At 62.9% G+C, this 18,553-nt stretch carries 18 protein-coding genes and 1 tRNA gene; 16 read left to right on the forward strand and 3 right to left on the reverse strand.

Annotated elements, in window-relative coordinates:
- Positions 1–30: 30 nt before the first annotated feature.
- Positions 31–1,605: a 2,3-bisphosphoglycerate-independent phosphoglycerate mutase gene (gene gpmI, locus DOM56_RS03205; RefSeq protein ID WP_110707434.1), complete on the reverse strand. Its 1,575-nt coding sequence runs from the start codon at positions 1,603–1,605 to the stop codon at positions 31–33.
- A gap of 366 nt (positions 1,606–1,971) precedes the next feature.
- Between gpmI and DOM56_RS03210 the strand changes: the two genes are divergently transcribed.
- The 3 genes from DOM56_RS03210 to DOM56_RS03220 all read left to right on the forward strand — a co-directional run bounded on the left by DOM56_RS03210 (position 1,972) and on the right by DOM56_RS03220 (position 3,710).
- Positions 1,972–2,394: a rhodanese-like domain-containing protein gene (locus DOM56_RS03210; protein WP_110601545.1), complete on the forward strand. Its 423-nt coding sequence runs from the start codon at positions 1,972–1,974 to the stop codon at positions 2,392–2,394.
- Between the two features lie 95 nt (positions 2,395–2,489).
- A complete protein-coding gene (gene secB / locus DOM56_RS03215) occupies positions 2,490–2,975 on the forward strand; it encodes a protein-export chaperone SecB (protein ID WP_110707435.1) in 486 nt (161 codons plus the stop codon).
- Positions 2,976–2,984: 9 nt separating this feature from the next.
- The gene (locus tag DOM56_RS03220) at positions 2,985–3,710 is read left to right on the forward strand and encodes a 16S rRNA (uracil(1498)-N(3))-methyltransferase (RefSeq protein WP_110707436.1); all 726 of its coding nucleotides are present in this window, start codon (positions 2,985–2,987) and stop codon (positions 3,708–3,710) included.
- Between the two features lie 135 nt (positions 3,711–3,845).
- Here the strand turns inward: DOM56_RS03220 and DOM56_RS03225 are convergent, their stop codons facing one another.
- Positions 3,846–4,616: an exodeoxyribonuclease III gene (locus DOM56_RS03225; RefSeq protein ID WP_110601541.1), complete on the reverse strand. Its 771-nt coding sequence runs from the start codon at positions 4,614–4,616 to the stop codon at positions 3,846–3,848.
- A 139-nt stretch (positions 4,617–4,755) separates the two neighbouring features.
- Between DOM56_RS03225 and pyrE the strand changes: the two genes are divergently transcribed.
- The 3 genes from pyrE (at position 4,756) to trmL (ending at position 6,799) form a co-directional block, all read left to right on the forward strand.
- Complete coding sequence (gene pyrE / locus DOM56_RS03230; RefSeq protein WP_110601539.1) at positions 4,756–5,457, forward strand: orotate phosphoribosyltransferase; 702 nt, start codon at positions 4,756–4,758, stop codon at positions 5,455–5,457.
- Between the two features lie 176 nt (positions 5,458–5,633).
- Positions 5,634–6,203: a YfaZ family outer membrane protein gene (locus DOM56_RS03235; RefSeq protein ID WP_232822152.1), complete on the forward strand. Its 570-nt coding sequence runs from the start codon at positions 5,634–5,636 to the stop codon at positions 6,201–6,203.
- A gap of 125 nt (positions 6,204–6,328) precedes the next feature.
- Complete coding sequence (gene trmL / locus DOM56_RS03240) at positions 6,329–6,799, forward strand: tRNA (uridine(34)/cytosine(34)/5-carboxymethylaminomethyluridine(34)-2'-O)-methyltransferase TrmL (RefSeq protein ID WP_110602090.1); 471 nt, start codon at positions 6,329–6,331, stop codon at positions 6,797–6,799.
- Positions 6,800–6,819: 20 nt separating this feature from the next.
- Here trmL and DOM56_RS03245 read toward each other — a convergent pair whose 3' ends face one another.
- Positions 6,820–7,275, reverse strand: coding sequence for a GNAT family N-acetyltransferase (locus DOM56_RS03245; RefSeq protein WP_110707437.1), 456 nt, complete (start codon positions 7,273–7,275; stop codon positions 6,820–6,822).
- Between the two features lie 96 nt (positions 7,276–7,371).
- On the opposite strand from DOM56_RS03245, the gene rep reads away from it, so the two are divergent.
- The 10 genes from rep to DOM56_RS03300 all read left to right on the forward strand — a co-directional run bounded on the left by rep (position 7,372) and on the right by DOM56_RS03300 (position 18,473).
- Positions 7,372–9,420: a DNA helicase Rep gene (gene rep / locus DOM56_RS03250; protein ID WP_110707438.1), complete on the forward strand. Its 2,049-nt coding sequence runs from the start codon at positions 7,372–7,374 to the stop codon at positions 9,418–9,420.
- Positions 9,421–9,476: 56 nt separating this feature from the next.
- Entirely contained in the window at positions 9,477–10,319 is an 843-nt protein-coding gene (cysE, locus tag DOM56_RS03255) for a serine O-acetyltransferase (RefSeq protein WP_110707439.1), read from the forward strand.
- A gap of 184 nt (positions 10,320–10,503) precedes the next feature.
- Positions 10,504–10,580 (forward strand) — tRNA-Arg (locus tag DOM56_RS03260).
- A 425-nt stretch (positions 10,581–11,005) separates the two neighbouring features.
- Positions 11,006–11,815: a LysE family translocator gene (locus tag DOM56_RS03270; protein ID WP_232822153.1), complete on the forward strand. Its 810-nt coding sequence runs from the start codon at positions 11,006–11,008 to the stop codon at positions 11,813–11,815.
- Between the two features lie 567 nt (positions 11,816–12,382).
- Positions 12,383–13,147, forward strand: a complete 765-nt coding sequence (locus DOM56_RS03275) for an IclR family transcriptional regulator C-terminal domain-containing protein (RefSeq protein ID WP_110707441.1) — start codon at positions 12,383–12,385, stop codon at positions 13,145–13,147.
- 5 nt (positions 13,148–13,152) lie between these two features.
- On the forward strand, positions 13,153–14,178 hold the full coding sequence (locus DOM56_RS03280) for a tripartite tricarboxylate transporter substrate binding protein (RefSeq protein WP_198655649.1): 1,026 nt from the start codon (positions 13,153–13,155) through the stop codon (positions 14,176–14,178).
- Between the two features lie 18 nt (positions 14,179–14,196).
- Entirely contained in the window at positions 14,197–14,703 is a 507-nt protein-coding gene (locus DOM56_RS03285; protein ID WP_110707443.1) for a tripartite tricarboxylate transporter TctB family protein, read from the forward strand.
- A 60-nt stretch (positions 14,704–14,763) separates the two neighbouring features.
- Positions 14,764–16,269 carry a tripartite tricarboxylate transporter permease gene (locus DOM56_RS03290; protein ID WP_110707444.1) on the forward strand — a complete coding sequence of 502 codons (1,506 nt, stop codon included), beginning with the start codon at positions 14,764–14,766 and terminating at the stop codon, positions 16,267–16,269.
- A gap of 42 nt (positions 16,270–16,311) precedes the next feature.
- Positions 16,312–17,574 carry a CoA transferase gene (locus tag DOM56_RS03295; RefSeq protein WP_110707445.1) on the forward strand — a complete coding sequence of 421 codons (1,263 nt, stop codon included), beginning with the start codon at positions 16,312–16,314 and terminating at the stop codon, positions 17,572–17,574.
- Positions 17,571–18,473 (forward strand): CoA ester lyase, encoded by a 903-nt coding sequence (locus DOM56_RS03300; RefSeq protein ID WP_110707446.1) that lies wholly within the window; start codon positions 17,571–17,573, stop codon positions 18,471–18,473. The genes DOM56_RS03295 and DOM56_RS03300 overlap by 4 nt, the downstream gene beginning before the upstream one ends.
- Positions 18,474–18,553: the final 80 nt, after the last annotated feature.

Genomic DNA, 18,553 nt, shown 5'->3' on the forward strand with positions numbered 1-18,553 from the left:
GTGTGGACGATGGTCTGAGACGAGCCTGCGTTACGCATCATCGATCAGCACGTCACCCGTCATCTCTTCGGGAGCCGGCTGGCGCAGCATGTGCAGCAGCGTCGGCGCCAGGTCGCAAAGCCGACCATCCGACTTGAGCCTGGCGGCCTTGTCGCGGCAGACGTAGACCAGCGGCACCATGAACGTGGTGTGGGAGGTGTGCGGATTGCCGGTCTCGGGGTCGACCATCATCTCGGCATTGCCGTGATCGGCCGTGACCAGGCATTCGCCGCCCGCTTTCTCGATCGCCTCGACGACGCGGCCCAGGCAGGTGTCGACGGCCTCGATCGCCTTGGTGGCTGCGCCCAGGTCACCGGTATGCCCCACCATGTCGCCGTTGGCGTAGTTGCAGATGATCAGGTCGTACTTGCCGCCCTCGATCGCCTCGACCAGCGTGTCGGTGAGTTCGAAGGCACTCATCTCCGGCTTCTCGTCGTAGGTCTTGACGTCCTTGGGCGACTGGATCAGGGCACGATCCTCGCCGTCGAACTTCGCCTCGCGACCGCCGGAGAAGAAGAACGTCACGTGGGCGTACTTCTCCGTTTCGGCGATGCGCAGCTGGGTGAGACCGTGGCTCTCCGCCACCTCGCCCAAGGTATTGACCAGGTCTCGCGGCGGGAAGGCGACCGGCGTGTCGATGTCGTCGGCATACTGGGTCAGCATCACCAGCCCCTTGCCGGCCAGCTTGACCCTTTCCCCCCGGTCGAAGCCGTCGAAGTCCGGATTGACGAAAGCGCGGGTCAGCTCGCGGGCGCGATCGGCGCGGAAGTTGAGGAACAGCGCCGCGTCGCCATCGGCCATGGCGATCTTGTCGCCGCTCGGCCGCACCGCCGTGGCGGCGACGAACTCGTCGGTCTCGCCGCGTTCGTAGGCCGCTGCCAGGGCGGCTTCGGCACTGTCGGCAACGTGCTCGCCCTCGCCGAAACGCACCACCCGATAGGCCTTCTCGACACGGTCCCAGCGATTGTCGCGATCCATCGCGAAATAGCGGCCGACGATCGAGGCGACGAAGCCGTTGTCGGCACCGACCAGCTCGGCCAGGCGGGCGTTGGCGCGCTCGATCGAGGCGCCGGCGCTTTTCGGCGCGGTATCGCGACCGTCGGTGAAGGCGTGGAGATAGATTCGCTTGGCGCCGCGTTCGGCGGCCAGGGCGGCCACGGCCAGCAGATGATCTTCGTGGCTATGGACGCCGCCGGGAGAGAGCAGGCCCATCAGGTGGACGGCCTTGCCATTGGCGACCGCATCGTCGATCGGTGCGGTGAGCGGTTCGATGGTCTTCAGTTCGTCGTCGGCGATCGCCTTGGTGATGCGGGTGAAATCCTGGTAGACGATCCGGCCGGCACCGATGTTCATGTGGCCGACTTCGGAGTTGCCCATCTGGCCTTCGGGCAGACCGACGTAGTTGCCATCGGTGTGGATCAAGGTGTTGGGATAGTCGCGCTTGAGGCGATCCATCACCGGGGTATCGGCGGCGGCGACGGCGTTGTTGGCGCTGTCGTCGTTCTGGCCGTAGCCATCGAGAATCAACAGTGCGACGGGACGCGGAGTGCGGGAAGTATCTGCCATGACAAGCCTCGAAAAATCGGATGGGCGGCGTGAGTCGTGTCGAAACCTATCGTTCGGCACCGGAGATGCTGGAACCTGCCGTTCTGGAATTCGTCGTTTTGGAACGAAGGCCTCAAAGGATAGCGCACCGGGCGAGTCGGGTCAGCCGTCTGCCTTGCGCTTGCCTCGTTTCACCGACGCCCTCGTGTATAATGGCCGGCGCCCGCTAGCGGGCCAGGATTTTCAGCCGTTCGCGTCCCGAGCCACGAAGGCTTCCATGCCGAGGTGCAAGACGCGGTTTGACGCAGACGCGCCAAGGGCGGAGTCGCACGCCGTGAAGGCGTTTCGCGATCCCATTGGCCCCAGATTTAGAGTGTCGGCAGACCCATGATCGATCAGTTGTTCGAATTCGTCGAAAACCATCCGCTGCTGGTCAGCGCCTTTCTGGTCGTGCTGCTCGCGTGGCTGGCGTTCGAGGCCAAGCGTGGCGGTGCCTCCGGTGTTTCCACCACCGAGACCACCTCGCTGATCAACCGTGAAGACGGTGTGGTGATCGATATCCGCGAGAGCAGCGAGTTCAAGGCCGGGCACATCGCCGGTGCCAAGAACATTCCGCAGTCCCGGCTCAAGGAGCGTCTGACGCAGCTCGAGAAGTACAAGGAGACGCCGGTCATCGTGGTCTGCAAGCAGGGGCAGTCTGCCGGTGCCGCCGTCACCGAACTCACCCAGGCCGGCTTCACCCGGGTCTACAAGCTCAAGGGCGGCATGGCACAGTGGCAGGCCGACAGCCTGCCGGTGGTGCGCCGCTGAGCAGGGCGCCGCTCGCCGAATCGCCATCGCCATGCTGCCCGGCACGCCGGCCGGTCGGCATGGCCAGTCATTCAGGAACGTAAAGGAAACGCATCATGGCGGAAGACAACAATCAGCAGGGTTCCCAGGAAAAGCCGCAGCTGCAATTCTCCCTGCAGCGCATTTACGTCAAGGACATCTCGTTCGAGTCGCCCAACGCGCCGAGCGTCTTTCAGCAGCCGTTCAAGCCCAAGGTCGGTCTGGATCTCGATACCATCAGTCAGTCGGTGGGTGAGGACCTCTATGAGGTCGTGGTCAAGGTGACCGCTCAGGTCTCGAACAACGAGGATGGCGCCACGGCGTTTCTGGTCGAGGTCGAGCAGGCCGGTCTGTTCCGCATTGCCGGCCTGGCCGGCGACCAGCTGGACCACACGCTGGGCGCCTTCTGTCCCAACGTCCTGTTCCCCTACGCCCGGGAGTGCATCGACAGCCTGGTCGGCCGTGGCAGCTTCCCTCCGCTGATGCTGGCGCCGGTGAACTTCGAGGCGATGTACGCCCAGAAGAAGCAGCGCACCGCCCAGGCCAGCGAAACCACCCAGTAAGCCCGGGTCATGGCCAAGCCACGCATCCATGTCGCCGCCAGCCTGATCGCTGGCGGCGATGTCGTTCTGCCCGAGGGGCCGGCGCGTCACGTCGCGCTGGTATTGCGGCTTCGCCAGGACGCGCCGTTGATCCTGTTCGATGGCGAGGGTCGCGAGGCGCAGGCGCGGCTGATCGAGGTGGGTCGCAAGCGGGTCGTCGCCCGGATCGAGGCGGTGACGGAGATCGCGACGGAATCATTGCTGCGGGTTCATCTCGGGCAGGCGATCTCCAGGGGCGATCGCATGGACTATGCGATCCAGAAGTCCGTGGAACTGGGCGTGGCCGCGATCACGCCGCTCTATGTCGAGCATGGCGATGTGCGGCTCAAGGGCGATCGCGAGGCGAAGAAACTGGCGCACTGGCAGGGCGTGGCGATCAGCGCCTGCGAGCAGTGCGGGCGGGCGACGGTACCGCAAGTTCACCCCCCACGGACGCTGGCGGAGTGGCTCGGCGAGCGTGACGAAGCGCTGCGTCTGGTGCTGCATCCCGCCACCGACGATAGCTGGCGGCCGGCGGATGCGGTCGACGCTGCCGCGCTGCTGATCGGCCCCGAAGGTGGGCTCAGCGCCACCGAAGTCGATGCCGCCCGCCGCGCCGGCTTCCAACCGCTCACCCTCGGGCCGCGCATTCTGCGTACCGAGACGGCGCCGGTGGTGGCGCTGGCGCTGCTGCAGCACCACTACGGGGATCTTTAGCCGCAGGCCAGGTGCGTCGCGCGGTTTGGCACCGGATGCCGGCCAACAAAAACACCCCGCCAGCCGAAGATCCGGTTGGCGGGGTGTTTTGACGTTGAATCGCTGACAGCTGCTGGCGTGCGTCGTGCCGGGCGACTACAGCTCGAGATCGTACTCGACGATCAGCGGGGCGAACTCGCTGAAGGTCGCGTCGGTATCGATCCAGGCGTCCTTCACGTTGCGCCGGAAGTTGGGGCCGACGATCTGGTAATCGAGGCGCCAGCCTTCCTGACGGGTCCGCGACACTTCCTGATCGAGCTTGGGCCACCAGGTGTACTGGTCGGCATCCCGATTGACCTCGCGGAAGGTGTCGATGAAGCCGGTCGGTCCGAACACCTGATCCATCCAGGCGCGCTCTTCGGGCTTGAAGCCGGGCGTCGTCTGATTGTCGGTCCAGTTGGCGAGATCGAGCGTCTTGTGCGCGATGTGCCAGGTTCCGCAGATGATGTACTCGCGACGCTTGCGAGCCATCTTGTTCAGGTACTCCAGATACTGGGTCATGAACGTCTGCTTGGCGGCCGGATCGTCGTCGCCGCTGGGCATCAGGAAGGTCGCGATGCTGAAGCGGTCGTAGTCGGCCTGCAGGAAGCGCCCTTCGTTGTCGCACTGCTCGAAGCCAAGCCCGTACATGATGGCCTTGGGAATCTTGCGGCAGTAGAGCCCCACGCCGGAGAATCCATCCTTCTCCGCATCCAGGAAATAACCTTCGTAACCTTCTGGATAAAGGATACTGTCATCGAGTTCGAAGCTCTTGGCCTTCAGGTTCTGCACGCAGACGACGTCAGCATCCTGTTCGGCCAGCCAGTCGAGGAAGCCCCGCTCGACGGCCTCTCGGATCCCGTTCACATTGATGCTGGCGATTTTCATACAGTGTTCCTTCTTTGTCGCGCGTGTATGATACCCGAGCTTGAAAGGTTTAGGTAAATGACTGCTTCGTTTGGCCAAAACGGTAGCGGTCAGTCAAGATTCACGAGGCCATGCAATAAGGACTTAGGGAGACCCCGGGGTGAGCGTCGAGATTCAGCCGTATCAGCAGGAGTTCATCGAGTTTGCGATCGCCGAAGGGGTGTTGCGCTTCGGTGAGTTCACGCTCAAGTCCGGTCGTGTCAGTCCCTATTTCTTCAATGCCGGCTTGTTCCGCTCCGGCCGTGCCCTGGCTCGCCTGGGGCGTTTCTACGCCAGTGCCATCGCCGACAGCGGCATCGAAGCCGATGTACTATTTGGTCCAGCTTACAAGGGTATACCGCTGGCGGCGAGCACAGCCGTTGCTCTGGCCGATCACCATCAGCGCGATCTGCCTTTTGCCTTCAACCGCAAGGAGGCCAAGACCCACGGTGAGGGTGGCAACATCGTGGGCGCCGAACTGCGCGGCAACGTCCTGATCATCGACGATGTCATCACCGCCGGAACGGCAATCCGCGAGGTCATGCAGATCATCCGAGCGGCCGGGGCCCGGGCCGCTGGCGTCGTCATCGCGCTCGACCGTCAGGAGCGTGGCCAGGGTGACGAGGGCTTGAAGCCGCACAGCGCCATCCAGGAAGTCGAGGCGACGTATCATATGCCGGTTGTCAGCATCGTCAACCTCGATCAACTCCTTGCCTATCTCGAAACCCGGCCAGGCCATGGTGACGATGGCACATCCATCGCCCAGCACGCCGAAGCCATCCGCGCCTATCGTGATCGCTACGGCGTCACCGACGCCCACTGAGCCGAGCCCTGATCTTGTGTCCGGCAGCCGTGCTCACGGTCGCCTAGATCGGTTGCAGCCGGCTCGCGGCGGGGCGTTACAAAAGGTTTAAAAACACCGTTTGATAATTTCCCAGATTATGTCACGCTTAAGCGAGTGGTCCAACGCGTTTCGACGCGAATCTCGGGAGACGTATCATGATCAAGCGCAACAGGATGAAACCGTGGGGCTTTGCCCTTGCCACAGCGACCTTTGTCTTCGCCAGTCAACAGGCGATGGCGTTGAGCGTTTCCGCCAACGGTGGTGACGACTCCTTCGGTGTCGAAGCCAGCCAAACCATCCTGCCCTCGGTGCGGGCCGGCGTCGGTTACCTGAACACCGACGACAGTGGCCATAACGCCAAGGCCTACTCCGGTTCGCTGATGTTCACGCCATGGATTCCCGGCATCGATCTCGCCGTTGGCGGACGTTACCAGTACCAGGACACCCACTACGGCAATGGCGGCGGCCTGGGGCTCGGCGGCTCCGCGTTCGTCGACACGCCCATTCCGTTGACCTCCATCGGTGCCTACGGTTTCTACACGCCGGAAGGGCTGGCCCACGGCGACATCGACAAGAGCTACGAGTATGGCGCCCAGGCGCGGGTCAACATCATTTCGCAGACCTACGTCTACGGCGGCTATCGCTATATGCGTACCGACTTCGATAACGACGACGGCCGTACGCTGGACAGCGGGCCGGTGCTCGGCGTCAGCGTCGGCTTCTAGGACATTCCAGGCCACGGCGCCGGCTTCGCGGTAGAACGAGGAGGCCGGCGCCGTTGTGGGGGCGCTGTAGAAAGCTGTGTCGATTGCGTATGATGCGAGAGTCACCCGCCTCCGAGCTGGCCGCCATGCTTGATATCGTGCTGTTCGAGCCCGAAATCCCGCCCAATACCGGCAATATCATCCGGTTGTGCGCCAATACCGGATTTCGCCTGCATATCATCGAACCGATGGCCTTCGAACTCGACGACAAGCGCTTGCGCCGCGCCGGGCTCGACTATCACGAGTGGGCCCGGGTCCAGGTCCACGCCAACTGGGCGGCGTTTCTCGAAACCGTCGGGCCGGAGCGTGTGTTCGGGGTCTCGACCCGGGGTCGCCACGGTTATCATCACATCCACTTCCGCGAAGGCGACGCTCTGGTTTTCGGTCCGGAAACCCGCGGCCTGCCCCAATCGATGCTCGAAGCGCTGCCTCCCGCGCAGCGCCTTCGCATCCCGATGCTCGCCGATAGCCGCAGCCTGAACCTGTCGAACGCCTGTGCGCTGATCGTCTACGAAGCGTGGCGCCAGATGGATTTCGCCGGTGCGGTGGATGTCTGAGCGCGGCGTGATCCGTTGGCCTACAGCCGTCGAGTCATGAACACGCTGTACGGGTCTTCCCGGTAGCTGCCGAACGGCTCGCAGTAGGTGAATCCGAACGCCTCGTAAAGCGCTCGGGCCGGGGCGAAGTGCGCCATCGGGCCGGTCTCCAGACTCAGCCGCTGCAGGCCGGCGGCACGCGCCTCTTCGATCAGGTGTGCCAGGATCGCCCGCGCCACGCCTTTGCGTAGATGGTTCGGATCGGTGCGCATCGACTTGATCTCGGCGTGCGTATCGTCGAGGCGCTTGAATGCGCCGCAGCCCAGCAGCTCGTTCTCTTCCCAGGCGGTGTAGAAGTGAACCTCCGGGCGTCGCAGCCCGTCGAGATCCAGCGCGTGGCGGCTCTCGGGCGGGGAGTGGGGCTCGAAGTCCTTGAGATGGGCTTCCAGCATGGCGGCAATCTCGGGGCCGTGGAGATCGTCTCTTTTGATCTGCATGAGGTGTATCATTCCCGCATTGTTGTTTTGACTCTGTCGTCCTGATTCCGTCGTGCTCTTTCTCGACGCTTTCTTCACCTCTGCGATTCTGCCCTCATGTCCGATATTCGCCAACGTCTTGCCAAGCTCAACCCGCGCCAGCAGGAGGCGGTGCGCTTTATCGATGGCCCCTGCCTGGTGCTGGCCGGCGCCGGTTCCGGCAAGACCAGCGTGATCACCACCAAGATCGCCTATCTGGTCCAGGAGTGCGGGATGAGCGCGCGCAAGATCGCCGCGGTCACCTTCACCAACAAGGCCGCGCGAGAGATGAAGGAGCGCGTCGGGCAGATGCTCAAGGGGCGCGAGGGGCACGGCCTGACCGTCTCCACCTTCCACAACCTGGGGCTCAACATCATCCGTCGCGAGCTCAAGGCGCTAGGCTTTCGTCCCGGTTTCTCGCTGTTCGACCCGGAAGACGCCAAGGCGCTGCTGCGGGACCTGATGCAGAAAGAGGCGGATACCGATGCCGAACAGATCAACGGCGTGCAGAACCAGATCTCCCAGTGGAAGAACGACCTGGTGCTACCCGGGGCGGCGATTTCCCATGCGGAAGACGAAGACCAGCAGTACGCCGCGCGGATCTACGAGGCCTATAACCGCCATCTCAAGGCCTACAACGCGGTCGATTTCGACGACCTGATCATGCTGCCGGTGGTGCTGCTCAAGACCGATCCCGAGGCCTTGGCGCGTTGGCGAAAGCGTATCCAGTACATGCTGGTGGACGAGTACCAGGACACCAATGTCAGCCAGTACCAACTGGTGAAGATGCTGATGGACGAGCGCGCCACCTTCACCGTGGTGGGGGATGATGACCAGTCGATCTACGCCTGGCGCGGCGCCCGGCCGGAGAACCTGGTGACGTTGGGCGAGGATTTCCCGCGCCTCAACGTGATCAAGCTGGAGCAGAACTACCGCTCCACGGCGACCATCCTGCGCGCCGCCAATACGCTCATCGCGAATAACCCTCACGTCTACGAGAAGACGCTGTGGTCGGACATGGGCCAGGGCGATCCGATCCGGGTCGTGGTCAACCGCCACGAGGAGGCCGAGGCCGAGCGCGTGGCCGGCGAGATCCTGACCCGCCGAATCAAGGAGCGTGCCGAGTGGCGCGACTTCGCCGTGCTCTATCGCGGCAACTTCCAGGCGCGGCTGCTGGAGCTCAAGCTCCAGCACCATCAGATTCCCTACAAGCTCTCCGGCGGTACCTCGTTCTTCTCGCGTAACGAGATCAAGGATGCCATGGCCTACCTGCGGCTGCTGATCAATCCGGACGACGACAACGCCTTCCTGCGTATCGTCAACGTGCCGCGCCGAGAGATCGGCCCCGGCACGCTGGAAAAGCTCGCCAACTACGCGAGCGAGCGTGGTGGCTCGATGTTCTCGGCCTGCCATGAGATGGGGCTGGAGCAGGTGCTACCCACTCGTGCCGTCGAAAGGCTAGGGCGCTTTGCTCACTTCATCGATGGGGTGCGCAAGCGCATGGACCAGGGCGATGCCATCGCCGCGATCCGCGAGATGATCCGCGACATGGACTACGAAGCCTGGCTCTACCAGAACGCCAGCGCGCCGACCATCGCCGAGCGCCGCATGGCCAACGTCTGGACCCTGATCGACCAGCTCGAGAAGTCGATGCACCGCGACGACGAGGAGGGCGAGGCCAGTGAGGAGACCGACGATGTGCAGTCGGCGATCTCGCGGCTGGTGCTGCGCGACATCCTCGAGCAGCAGGCCGAGGAGGACGACTCCGACCGGGTCCAGCTCTTGACGATGCACGCCTCGAAAGGGCTCGAGTTTCCCCACGTCTATCTGATGGGGCTGGAAGAGGAACTGTTGCCGCACCGCAATTCGATCGAATCCGGCACCATCGAGGAGGAGCGGCGCCTGGCCTATGTCGGTATCACCCGCGCCCGGCGCACGCTGACGCTGACCCTGGCGCGCCAGCGCAAGGCCTACGGCGAACTGCTCGACTGCACCCCGAGCCGCTTCCTCGACGAACTGCCGGCGGACGATCTGGAGTGGGAAGGCCGCGCCGACAAGGAGAACCCCGAGAAGAAGCAGGAGCGTGGCCAGAGCGCCATCGCCGGGCTACGTTCGCTGCTAGGCTAGAAATTCCCTGTGGCGCCGGTGGCGACAGTCGCGGGTAGGCACTTCAAGGAGAGACGATGAACACGATCGAGCTATGGCAGCAGGCCCGCGACGAGGCGATGACGATCTCGCGGCAGGAGCCGCTATTGACCCCCTTGATGCTGGGCGCGGTGCTCAATCGCTCGACACTGGGCGCGGGGTTGGCCTATCGCCTGGGCCAGCGCCTGGCGCACCCAGATCTGGCGGCCAATCAGTTGATCAAACTGTTCGACGAACTGCTGGTCAGCGACCCCGCGGTCGGCGAAGGCATCGGCCAGGATCTGACCGCGGTGATCGAGCGCGATCCGGCGATTCGCCAGGTCACCGAAGTGCTGCTCTATCTCAAGGGGTTCCACGCCTTGACCGTGCATCGCTTCGCCCACGTGCTGTGGCAGAGCGGTCGTCGACAGATGGCGCGCTATCTGCAGAGCCGCAGCTCGGAAGTGTTCCAGACCGATATCCACCCTGCGGCCAGGGTCGGCAACGGCGTGTTCATCGATCACGCAACCGGCGTGGTGATCGGCGAGACCACGGTCATCGAGGACGACGTCTCGCTGCTGCAGGGCGTGACCCTGGGCGGCACCGGCAAGGAAGCGGGAGATCGCCACCCCAAGGTGCGCCGCGGCGTACTGATCGGTGCCGGCGCCAAGGTGCTTGGCAACATCGAGATCGGCGAGGGTGCCCGCATCGGCGCTGGATCGGTGGTGCTGAAGACGGTGCCGCCTCACACCACCGCGGTCGGCGTTCCGGCGCGTATCGTCGGCGATGCCGGCTGCGCGGCGCCCTCGCGGGAAATGCAGCATTGCCTCGACAAGCCCCTGGATCCGGAAACCTCGGCACAGCCCTTGCCCGCCAACGGCAAGCTCCGCTGCGGGCGCTAGCCGACGGGGTCGAGCACCCAAGGCGTCTCCGACTGGCTGGTGACTTGGCTCGCCCTTCGCATCGCGAAAGCCGCCGTAACGCCGCACCGTGGCTGGACAGCCAATGGCCGAGCGGGTAGGATGGCCGCGCTGTTGGCGGGCCATTCGGCTATCCACGCCATTCGGCACGACGTCACGTCATCGCGCGCCCATAGCTCAGCTGGATAGAGTACTGCCCTCCGAAGGCAGGGGTCGCAGGTTCGAATCCTGCTGGGCGCGCCAAAGATTTCTGAAAAATCGCCGTTGCNNGCAACGGCGATTTTTGTTTGCGTGAGATTCGAAGTCCCAATCAGGTTCCAACCGCTGGATGCCACTCGGCTGCATTCCATTGCGGAGATCCTTGTCATCAGGAAAAGCTGTCAGGTATCGAACCACGTGTGCATAAATCACAAGATTTTTCGTAGATCCGCATTGGCGGGATGAGTCAGGTCTCCCGGGAAAAGCTCAGCCTCGGCGCCCAGGGCCTTCACCTCGCGAGCCGTTTCCTCGGCAGCGTCGCGGATGACGTCGCAGTGATAGTGGATCGCGACTGCCTGGTCGCCGTTGCGAGGCAGCAGGCCTCCCAGATTCTTGGCCCACGGCAATCAGCACGACTTTGCTCTGAAGCGTATGGCCGGCCGTGACGGCACTCCTTTTGAGTCGATGTGATGAATGACTCGATGACAAGAAGTAGTCTAGTGATTCGTCTTCGCCAGATAATGCCCTTGGCCCGAACAACACTATCCAAGGCGATCGACCCATTGGCAGTTCCATCCGCCGCGCCTGATGCCCGCAGCGTGGAAGAGACGAGGGTGCCGCCCAGGCCTCGAACGCCTGGCAACAAGGAGAGCAACATGAATTGGGAATTCCTACTCGTGTTCTTGCCGGCGTGTTTTGCCTTGAACATGGCGTTCGGGCCGAACAATCTGCTGGCGACGACCAACGCCGCGCGCGTGGGTCCGCTCAAGGCGGTCATCGCTTCGCTTGGACGCATCGCTGCCTTTATTCCCATGATCGCGATCGCTGGCATCGGGCTTGGCACGTTGCTGACGACCTCGATGTGGTTTTTCGTCGTCGTCAAATGGGTGGGGGCGGTCTACCTGGCGTGGCTGGGGCTGAAACTGCTGCTTGGCGCGCCACGGGCTGTGGCGTTCGAGGATTCCGTGCCTCGTTCAGTCGGCTCTCTGATGAGACAGGAGTTCCTGGTCGCCGCCGGCAATCCCAAGGCGATTCTGATTTTCACGGCCTTTCTACCGCAATTCGTCGCGCCCGATCACTATGCCCTGAGCTTCACGATCCTGGGGGCGCTGTTCCTGGCGATGGAGGTGTTGGCGGTCGCGTTGTATGCCGTCCTGGGCAGCAGGATCGGCAAGTATCTGCGTAGCGGCAAAGCCATGCAGTGGTTCAATCGTGCCAGTGGCAGCCTGATGCTGCTCTTCAGCCTGGGGCTGTTGGCGATGAGACGACCGTATAGCTGAGGGCTGAGCGATGTAGCGTTCAGCGTCGACTTTCCACAGGGGCGTGGCCCATGAATGTCTGAGCAACCAGCCCCGTCGGCGGTAGCTGGCCGGTGGCAGCCGCTGGCCGCGCCGGCTGCTCGTGACGAGGGCGATGCGGGAAGCATCGGGCATGGTATTTCTCCGTGTGTGTAGCATGAAGAGTCTGCACGCATTCCTCTCGCTTGATTAGCCCTCTGATACCTATGTCACTGTTTTTCAAGACAGAATAACGGGCATGGATTACCTGCTGGCCATGCCGTGCTTCATTGGACTCCCCGCGCAGCGAAGTGTCATGTCCGGGCTGCGGTGGGCATTCCCATTACGAGCCGTAGAGCTTTCCAGATCCTCGAACCGGTGGTCTAGCGCGGATCCTTGCCGTGAAGATGCGCCGATCCGGCCATCCTCCGTCGCCTTTCAGGCAGTGCCGACCGTAGTTCCCCCTTTCGTATCGAATATCCCAAAGTCGAATGGTCCCCGTCATGTCTGTCTGACAAGCTGAATTCCAGATATTGAACTCAGTTCATAATACTGAACAAGAGGTGATTTGTGAGCGGACGTGGAACCGAGCGGGTTCTCGAATTGATCGAGTGGCTGTCGTTGCAGGTCGAGGCGCGCTCTTTGACCGAAATCGTCGCCGGGCTCGAGCTCCCCAAGAGCAGCGCCTTGATGCTGCTGCGCACGCTCGTCGACAAGGGCTATGTCGTGCGGGATGCCGACGGGCATTACCGACTGTTCCGGCTCCCCGGCGAGCACAACACGCAAAACCAGGCCTTCGGCACGCTCTGGAGACTGGCCCTGCCTTACGTGGAAGCGGCGGTGGCCCAGACGCAGGAGAGCGCGTTTATCGCGGTACTGAACTCTTCTTCGCGAGTCGTTTACCTCAATAAATGCTTGCCCGAGCGGGAAATACGCTACGACCGCGACATCACCATGACGCGAGTGGCAGAGCATGTGGCGAGTGGGCGAGTGTTGCTAGCGGGTATGGACAGAGACCGGCTCGAGACCTATCTGAGTGACCGCGCAGCCGAGAGTGACAACTCGGACAAGATCAGGCACTGGATCGAGAAAACTAGCGAAGATGGCTATGCGATCAATCTCGAGGGCCGCGTGGAAGGGGCCTCCGGACTGGCGGCCCCCATTCGCGATCACGCAGGCCGATACGTGGCCGCGCTGAACATTGCAGGACCGAAAGAGAGGGTGACTCGCGATCAGAGCAAGATCCTCGAGGTTCTGCTTACTACCGCCGAGAGTATCTCGCTGGCACTGGCGACTGCCTCGGCTCATCAAGCAGTTGGCAGACATCAGGAGTGATTACGATGACAGTAAACACGACAGGGCCAGGCAGCAGGTTCAAGGCCGTCATCGGGGGGCATATGGCCACCCTCGGCCGAGCGATCATGGGACTCTGCCTCGCTGGGTCCATGGCGCTCGTACCCGTGGGTAGCGTCATGGCGCAGGACTTTCCCGGTCGCGGCATCGAATTCGTCGCCGGCTATGGCCCCGGTGGCGGTCACGACACGCTGCTGCGCTCGATGGCGAAAGTCATTCAGCGGGAGGGGATTTCCGACGCCGCCATCAACGTCGTCAACAAGCCGGGCGGAAGTTCATCGGTCGCCATGGGGTATCTGAACTCGCATCGAGGCGACGCGCACTATCTCATGGCGGCAACCTCCTCGTTCATTACCACTCCCTTGATGTCGAACATCGGTCTCGACTACAGCGACTTCACGCCGATCGCTCGCCTTGGCATCGACCCGGAACTCCTTGTCGTCAATGCTTCGGGTCCCTATCAGAGCCTCGAGGATATCGCCAACGCCGAGAAAACGTTGAATGTAGGCGGTACCGGCACCGGCTCAATCGAACAGATCGTTGCAGTCCAACTGGGCGAAGCCATGGGCAAGAAGTTCAACTACATCCCTTTCCAGGGTGACGGCAACGTGACTTCGGCCCTGCTGAGCGGTCAGGTCGATTTCGTGATCACCAACCCCGGTCCGGTCAAGGACTTCATCGCCTCGAATCGCTTCGCCGCCCTGGGGATCAGCACCGGAGAGCGCGTCCATCTTTTCCCCGATGTGCCGACCTTCAAGGAAAATAATTACGACATCGAACTCAGCCTGTTTCGAGGCGTCGTGGCCGCCGGCGATATCAGCGAAGAGGACAAGGATTATCTGGTGAACATGGTGACCAAACTCAGTCAGTCACCGGAATGGAAGACGTCCTACATGGAGCCAAACTCTGTGGTGCCGGACTTTCTCGGCCCGGACGATTTCGAGCATTACCTTGAAAAGATGAACGAAGTTTACAAAACCTCCCTGACCGAGCTGGGCATCATCAGCCAGTAACGCCTGCATGGAATCGACATGAAAACTTCGGAAATCGTGTTGCTGACCGGGATTTCAATATTTGCCGGAGTCCTGCTCTTCAATAGCCTGGACATGCCATTTTCCTCGGGCATGACCTTCGGTCCAGGATTCGTGCCCCTAATCATGGCCGGTGCGCTGCTGCTGACCATCGCGATGAAGGTGCTGCACGGTCTGACCTCGCGTACCAGCGCTGGCGCTGGCGCGCAGACCGGGATGAACGATAGCGAGGATCGCGTCGCACACGCCGAAGACGCGGCGGCCGCGCAGCGGGCGGCCTCCCCCCTTCATGCTGGTCTGGGCATCGTCGGGTTGATGGGCGTCATGGCGTTGGCGATCGCGAGTATGAGCCATATCGGCGTCATGGCACCACTGGCTCTGCTGATGGTCCTGGTGTCGTGGTACTTCGCGGGGCACTCCCTGATCCGATCCATCGGCGTAACGCTGTTGGTCATGCTCGCGATCTACGGCGTCTTCGCCCTCTGGTTACGTATCCCGCTGCACTGATGCCCATGGCGCCTGCCGCTGTCCCTCCCGGCGTCGTTATCGAACATTGAGGATAAGTGAATGTTAGACACACTGGCGAGTCTCGGCGGTGGGTTTTCGGACATACTGAATCCGCAGAATCTGCTGCTCATCTTCGTGGCCGGTTTGATAGGCACCGTCGTCGGTGCACTGCCGGGGCTGGGGCCATCGGCCGGTATTGCCCTGATGATGCCGCTGACCTTCGGCATGTCGCAGACCGCAGGATTGTGCCTGCTGACTGGCGTGTATCTCGGCACCATGTACGGGGGCCGAATCACTGCCATTTTGATCAACACCCCGGGCGACGCGCCGGCCATCATCACCGCCCTGGAGGGGTATCCGCTGATGCGCCAGGGGCGCGGCGGCCTGGCGCTGGGCGTGTCCGCCCTGAGCTCCTTCATCGGCGGCACCATCGGCCTGGCAGTGCTGGTTTTCTTCGCCCCCGTGGTCGCGGAATACGCCATCTTTCTCGGGCCGTCGGAGTATTTCCTGCTGATGGTGATCGGCCTGTCGACCATCGTCCTGCTCGCGGGCGACAACATCTTCAAGGCCGTCATCGCCACCCTGTTCGGGGTGCTGGTGAGCACCTTCGGAAGTGATTACATCTCGGGCTACGTGCGTTTCGGCTTCACCCCCGAGCTCATCGAGGGCATCGATTTCGTCGCCATCATCATCGGCCTGTACGGGCTGGGAGAGGTGTTCTTCAATCTTGAGAAGCGGATCGTCCTGAATCTGGGCAGGCCCGAATTCCGGTTCAGCGACTACTTCCCGGATCGCGACAGCCTGAAGACCTCGTTCTGGCCGGTGATGCGTGGCGGGGTACTCGGCACCTCGGTCGGAATTCTGCCCGGTGCCGGCGCCACGGTCGCGACCTTTCTCTCCTACGCGTTGGAGCGCAAGCTCTCGCGGCGCCCCGAGAAGTTCGGTGACGGCGCCATAGAGGGCCTGGCCGGCCCCGAGTCCTCCAACAACGCCGGCGTACCAGGCTCGCTGATTCCGTTGATCACGCTGGGCATTCCCGGCTCCGGCGGCACGGCGATCATGCTCGGGGCGCTGATCATGTTCGGCATGCAACCCGGGCCGCTGCTGATGATCCAGTCGGGCGACGTCGTCTGGGCCATGATCGCTGGGCTGATCGTCGGCAACGTGTTCTTGCTCGCCTCCAACGTGCTGCTGATCCCGGTGTTCATCAACGCCCTGCGCCTGATCCAGAACCACCTCTCCAGCATCGTGCTGGGACTCTGTGTGGTTGGCGCGTTCTCTCTCAATTACGACATCTTCAACATCTGGATCGTGCTGGTCTTCGGCGCGGTGGGCTATCTGATGAAGAAGAACGACTACCCGACCGGGCCTTTCATTCTCGCTGTCGTGCTGGCACCGCTGACGGAGAACTACTTCCGTCAGACGATCATGCAGGCCCAGGGGTCATGGGACGTCTTCGTGACGCGTCCGGTATCGCTCGGGCTGCTGATCTTCCTCGCCCTGATAGTGGCGGCCAGCGTCGCGAAGAAAGTACTGGCAAAACGCCGCAACGATACGACCTCTTGATCCTCGAGACGACACCCTCGATCCAATCGGCAAGGCTTACCTATGTCTCCCACACACGATTCTCACACCGCACAAGACCGCTGGCAGGAACAGCTCTTCTCCGGCGAGACCAGCGCGGCGCTCGCCGGCGTCAGGGTCCTGGACCTGTCGCGGCTGGTCGCGGGCAACATGACCTCGATGCAGCTTGGCGACTTCGGCGCCGACGTCGTCAAGGTGGAACCCACACCTGCCGGAGACCCGCTCCGAGCCTGGCAGAGTGAAGGCGTTTCCTCGTTCTGGAAGGTCTACGGGCGCAACAAGCGCAGTCTGGCGCTGGATTTTCGCCGCGAGGGCGCAGTGGCACTGTTGCGTGAGCTCATCACCAGCGCCGACGTGCTGATCGAGAACTTCCGTCCCGGCACGCTGGAGAAGATGGGCCTGGCACCGGAAACGCTGCTTGCGGCTACCCCCTCGCTCATCGTGCTGCGCGTGTCGGGCTTCGGTCAGTCCGGTCCTTACAGTTCGCGCCCCGGGTTCGGCACCGTGGTCGAAGGCATGTCCGGCTTTGCGGACCGCAACGGCGAAGCGGGGGGCGGGCCGCTGCTCCCACCGCTGGCCCTGGCCGACATGATCGCAGGCATCTACGGCGCCTTCTCGACGGTCATGGCCCTTCGCGTACGCGACCAGACCGGCCAGGGGCAGGTCATCGATCTTTCCCTGCTCGAGCCGATCATTTCCACATTGGGGCCGGAAGCGCTGGATTTCGCGTTGACCGGCATGGCCAAGCCCCGAGTCGGCAACGGCTCTAACACCTCTAGCCCCCGCAATGTCTATCGCACCGCCGATGGCGAGTACATCGCCATCTCGGGGTCGATGCAGAGCATGGCCGAGCGGCTGTTCAGGCTGATGCAGCGCGAGGATCTGCTCGAAGATCCCCGCTACGCCACCAACGCCGCCCGCGTGGCACATCGTCAGCAGGTGGATGAGATCGTCGGTGAGTGGGTCGGACGTTTCGAGCGCGAGGAGCTGGTCGCCCTGTTCGAGCGCGAACACATCACCGCTTCGCCGATCTACGACATCGCGGCCATCGCCGAGGATTCGCATTTCATCGAGCGCGGCGTCTACGTGCGCGTACCCGATGAGGAGCTCGGCAGCGTGCCGATGCATGCACCGGTACCCAGGCTCTCCGCCACGCCGGGTGCTATCTCCCGTCCGGCGCCGGCACTCGGCGCCGACTCGCGCGCCGTGCTTGCCGATTACGGTCTTCCAGCCGAACGGATCGATAGCGTGATGCGTGACGGGATCGTCGGAGGGCCGCACCCATGACCCTACCGCTCTGGCGCTCCCTGCTATACGTCCCGGCCAACAACGACCGCTTCATCGCCAAGGCGACTCAACGTGGCGCTGACGCCATCATTCTCGATCTGGAGGATAGCGTTCCCTTCGAGTGCAAGGCCGGCACCCGGCAGAGCCTGGCAGGGACGATCGATGCCCTGGCAGGGCAGGGCAGCGATATTCTGGTACGTGTAAACCCAGCCCTGCGTCTCTGCGTGGAGGACATCGCTGCCGCGGTCAGGCCAGGAGTGGCCGCACTATTTCTGCCCAAGATAGCTTCAGTGGGGCATCTCGAGCTGCTCGACGACTACGTTGCCGAGATCGAGCGCGAGCGGAATATGGCGGTGGGCTCGGTGGCGCTGGTGCCGATGATAGAAACGCCCCAGGCGCTGCTGCAGTGTGAAGCGATCGCCAGCGCCAGCCAACGCAATGTTGCCCTGATTCTCGGCGCGGAAGACCTGGCATCAGAAGCCGGGCTGGTGCCCAGCGCCGAAACCCTGCGCGCGCCCAAGCTGCGGGTCGCGATGGCCGCCAAGGCGGCCGGGCTGCTGGCGCTCGGGCTGCTCGATAGCGTCGCCCGGCTGGATTCCGAATCAGAACTCGACGACATGGCCCGGCGGGCGGCAGACCACGGTTTCGATGGCGCCACCTGTATTCATCCGGCGAGCGTGTCTGCGCTGAACCGAGGATTCACCCCTTCGGGGGAAGCGCTCGAAACGGCGCGACAAACGGTCAAGGCCATGGAGAGCGCCTGGGCATCCGGGAAGGGCGCGGCGAAGCTGGATGGTCGTATGATCGATCTGCCGGTCTATCATCGCGCCCAGCGTCTCATCGGCAAGCACGAGCGTATCGCCAACAAAGACAGGGCCAGCACTCATCCTTCTCCATGAGAGGTGAACCGGGTAGCCACCGCTAGGCTGTATTGATGGTCGACTCGTGGATCGCGGTTTCATAGCAAGCGGCATAGCCC

Origin of the sequence: Salinicola sp. CR57 (assembly GCF_003206585.1) — a bacterium.
Classification (GTDB): Bacteria; Pseudomonadota; Gammaproteobacteria; order Pseudomonadales; family Halomonadaceae; genus Salinicola; species Salinicola lusitanus.

What these genes read in the sequence shown, in the direction of transcription:
- secB (WP_110707435.1), top strand. Translation starts at nt 2,490, where the DNA reads ATGGCGGAAGACAACAATCAGCAGGGTTCCCAGGAAAAGCCGCAGCTG.
- trmL (WP_110602090.1), top strand. Translation starts at nt 6,329, where the DNA reads ATGCTTGATATCGTGCTGTTCGAGCCCGAAATCCCGCCCAATACCGGC.
- DOM56_RS03295 (WP_110707445.1), top strand. Translation starts at nt 16,312, where the DNA reads ATGTCTCCCACACACGATTCTCACACCGCACAAGACCGCTGGCAGGAA.
- DOM56_RS03225 (WP_110601541.1), bottom strand. Translation starts at nt 4,616, where the DNA reads ATGAAAATCGCCAGCATCAATGTGAACGGGATCCGAGAGGCCGTCGAG.
- DOM56_RS03280 (WP_198655649.1), top strand. Translation starts at nt 13,153, where the DNA reads ATGACAGTAAACACGACAGGGCCAGGCAGCAGGTTCAAGGCCGTCATC.
- DOM56_RS03235 (WP_232822152.1), top strand. Translation starts at nt 5,634, where the DNA reads ATGATCAAGCGCAACAGGATGAAACCGTGGGGCTTTGCCCTTGCCACA.
- DOM56_RS03300 (WP_110707446.1), top strand. Translation starts at nt 17,571, where the DNA reads ATGACCCTACCGCTCTGGCGCTCCCTGCTATACGTCCCGGCCAACAAC.
- DOM56_RS03285 (WP_110707443.1), top strand. Translation starts at nt 14,197, where the DNA reads ATGAAAACTTCGGAAATCGTGTTGCTGACCGGGATTTCAATATTTGCC.
- DOM56_RS03270 (WP_232822153.1), top strand. Translation starts at nt 11,006, where the DNA reads ATGAATGACTCGATGACAAGAAGTAGTCTAGTGATTCGTCTTCGCCAG.
- cysE (WP_110707439.1), top strand. Translation starts at nt 9,477, where the DNA reads ATGAACACGATCGAGCTATGGCAGCAGGCCCGCGACGAGGCGATGACG.
- rep (WP_110707438.1), top strand. Translation starts at nt 7,372, where the DNA reads ATGTCCGATATTCGCCAACGTCTTGCCAAGCTCAACCCGCGCCAGCAG.
- DOM56_RS03245 (WP_110707437.1), bottom strand. Translation starts at nt 7,275, where the DNA reads ATGCAGATCAAAAGAGACGATCTCCACGGCCCCGAGATTGCCGCCATG.
- DOM56_RS03290 (WP_110707444.1), top strand. Translation starts at nt 14,764, where the DNA reads ATGTTAGACACACTGGCGAGTCTCGGCGGTGGGTTTTCGGACATACTG.
- gpmI (WP_110707434.1), bottom strand. Translation starts at nt 1,605, where the DNA reads ATGGCAGATACTTCCCGCACTCCGCGTCCCGTCGCACTGTTGATTCTC.
- DOM56_RS03220 (WP_110707436.1), top strand. Translation starts at nt 2,985, where the DNA reads ATGGCCAAGCCACGCATCCATGTCGCCGCCAGCCTGATCGCTGGCGGC.
- DOM56_RS03210 (WP_110601545.1), top strand. Translation starts at nt 1,972, where the DNA reads ATGATCGATCAGTTGTTCGAATTCGTCGAAAACCATCCGCTGCTGGTC.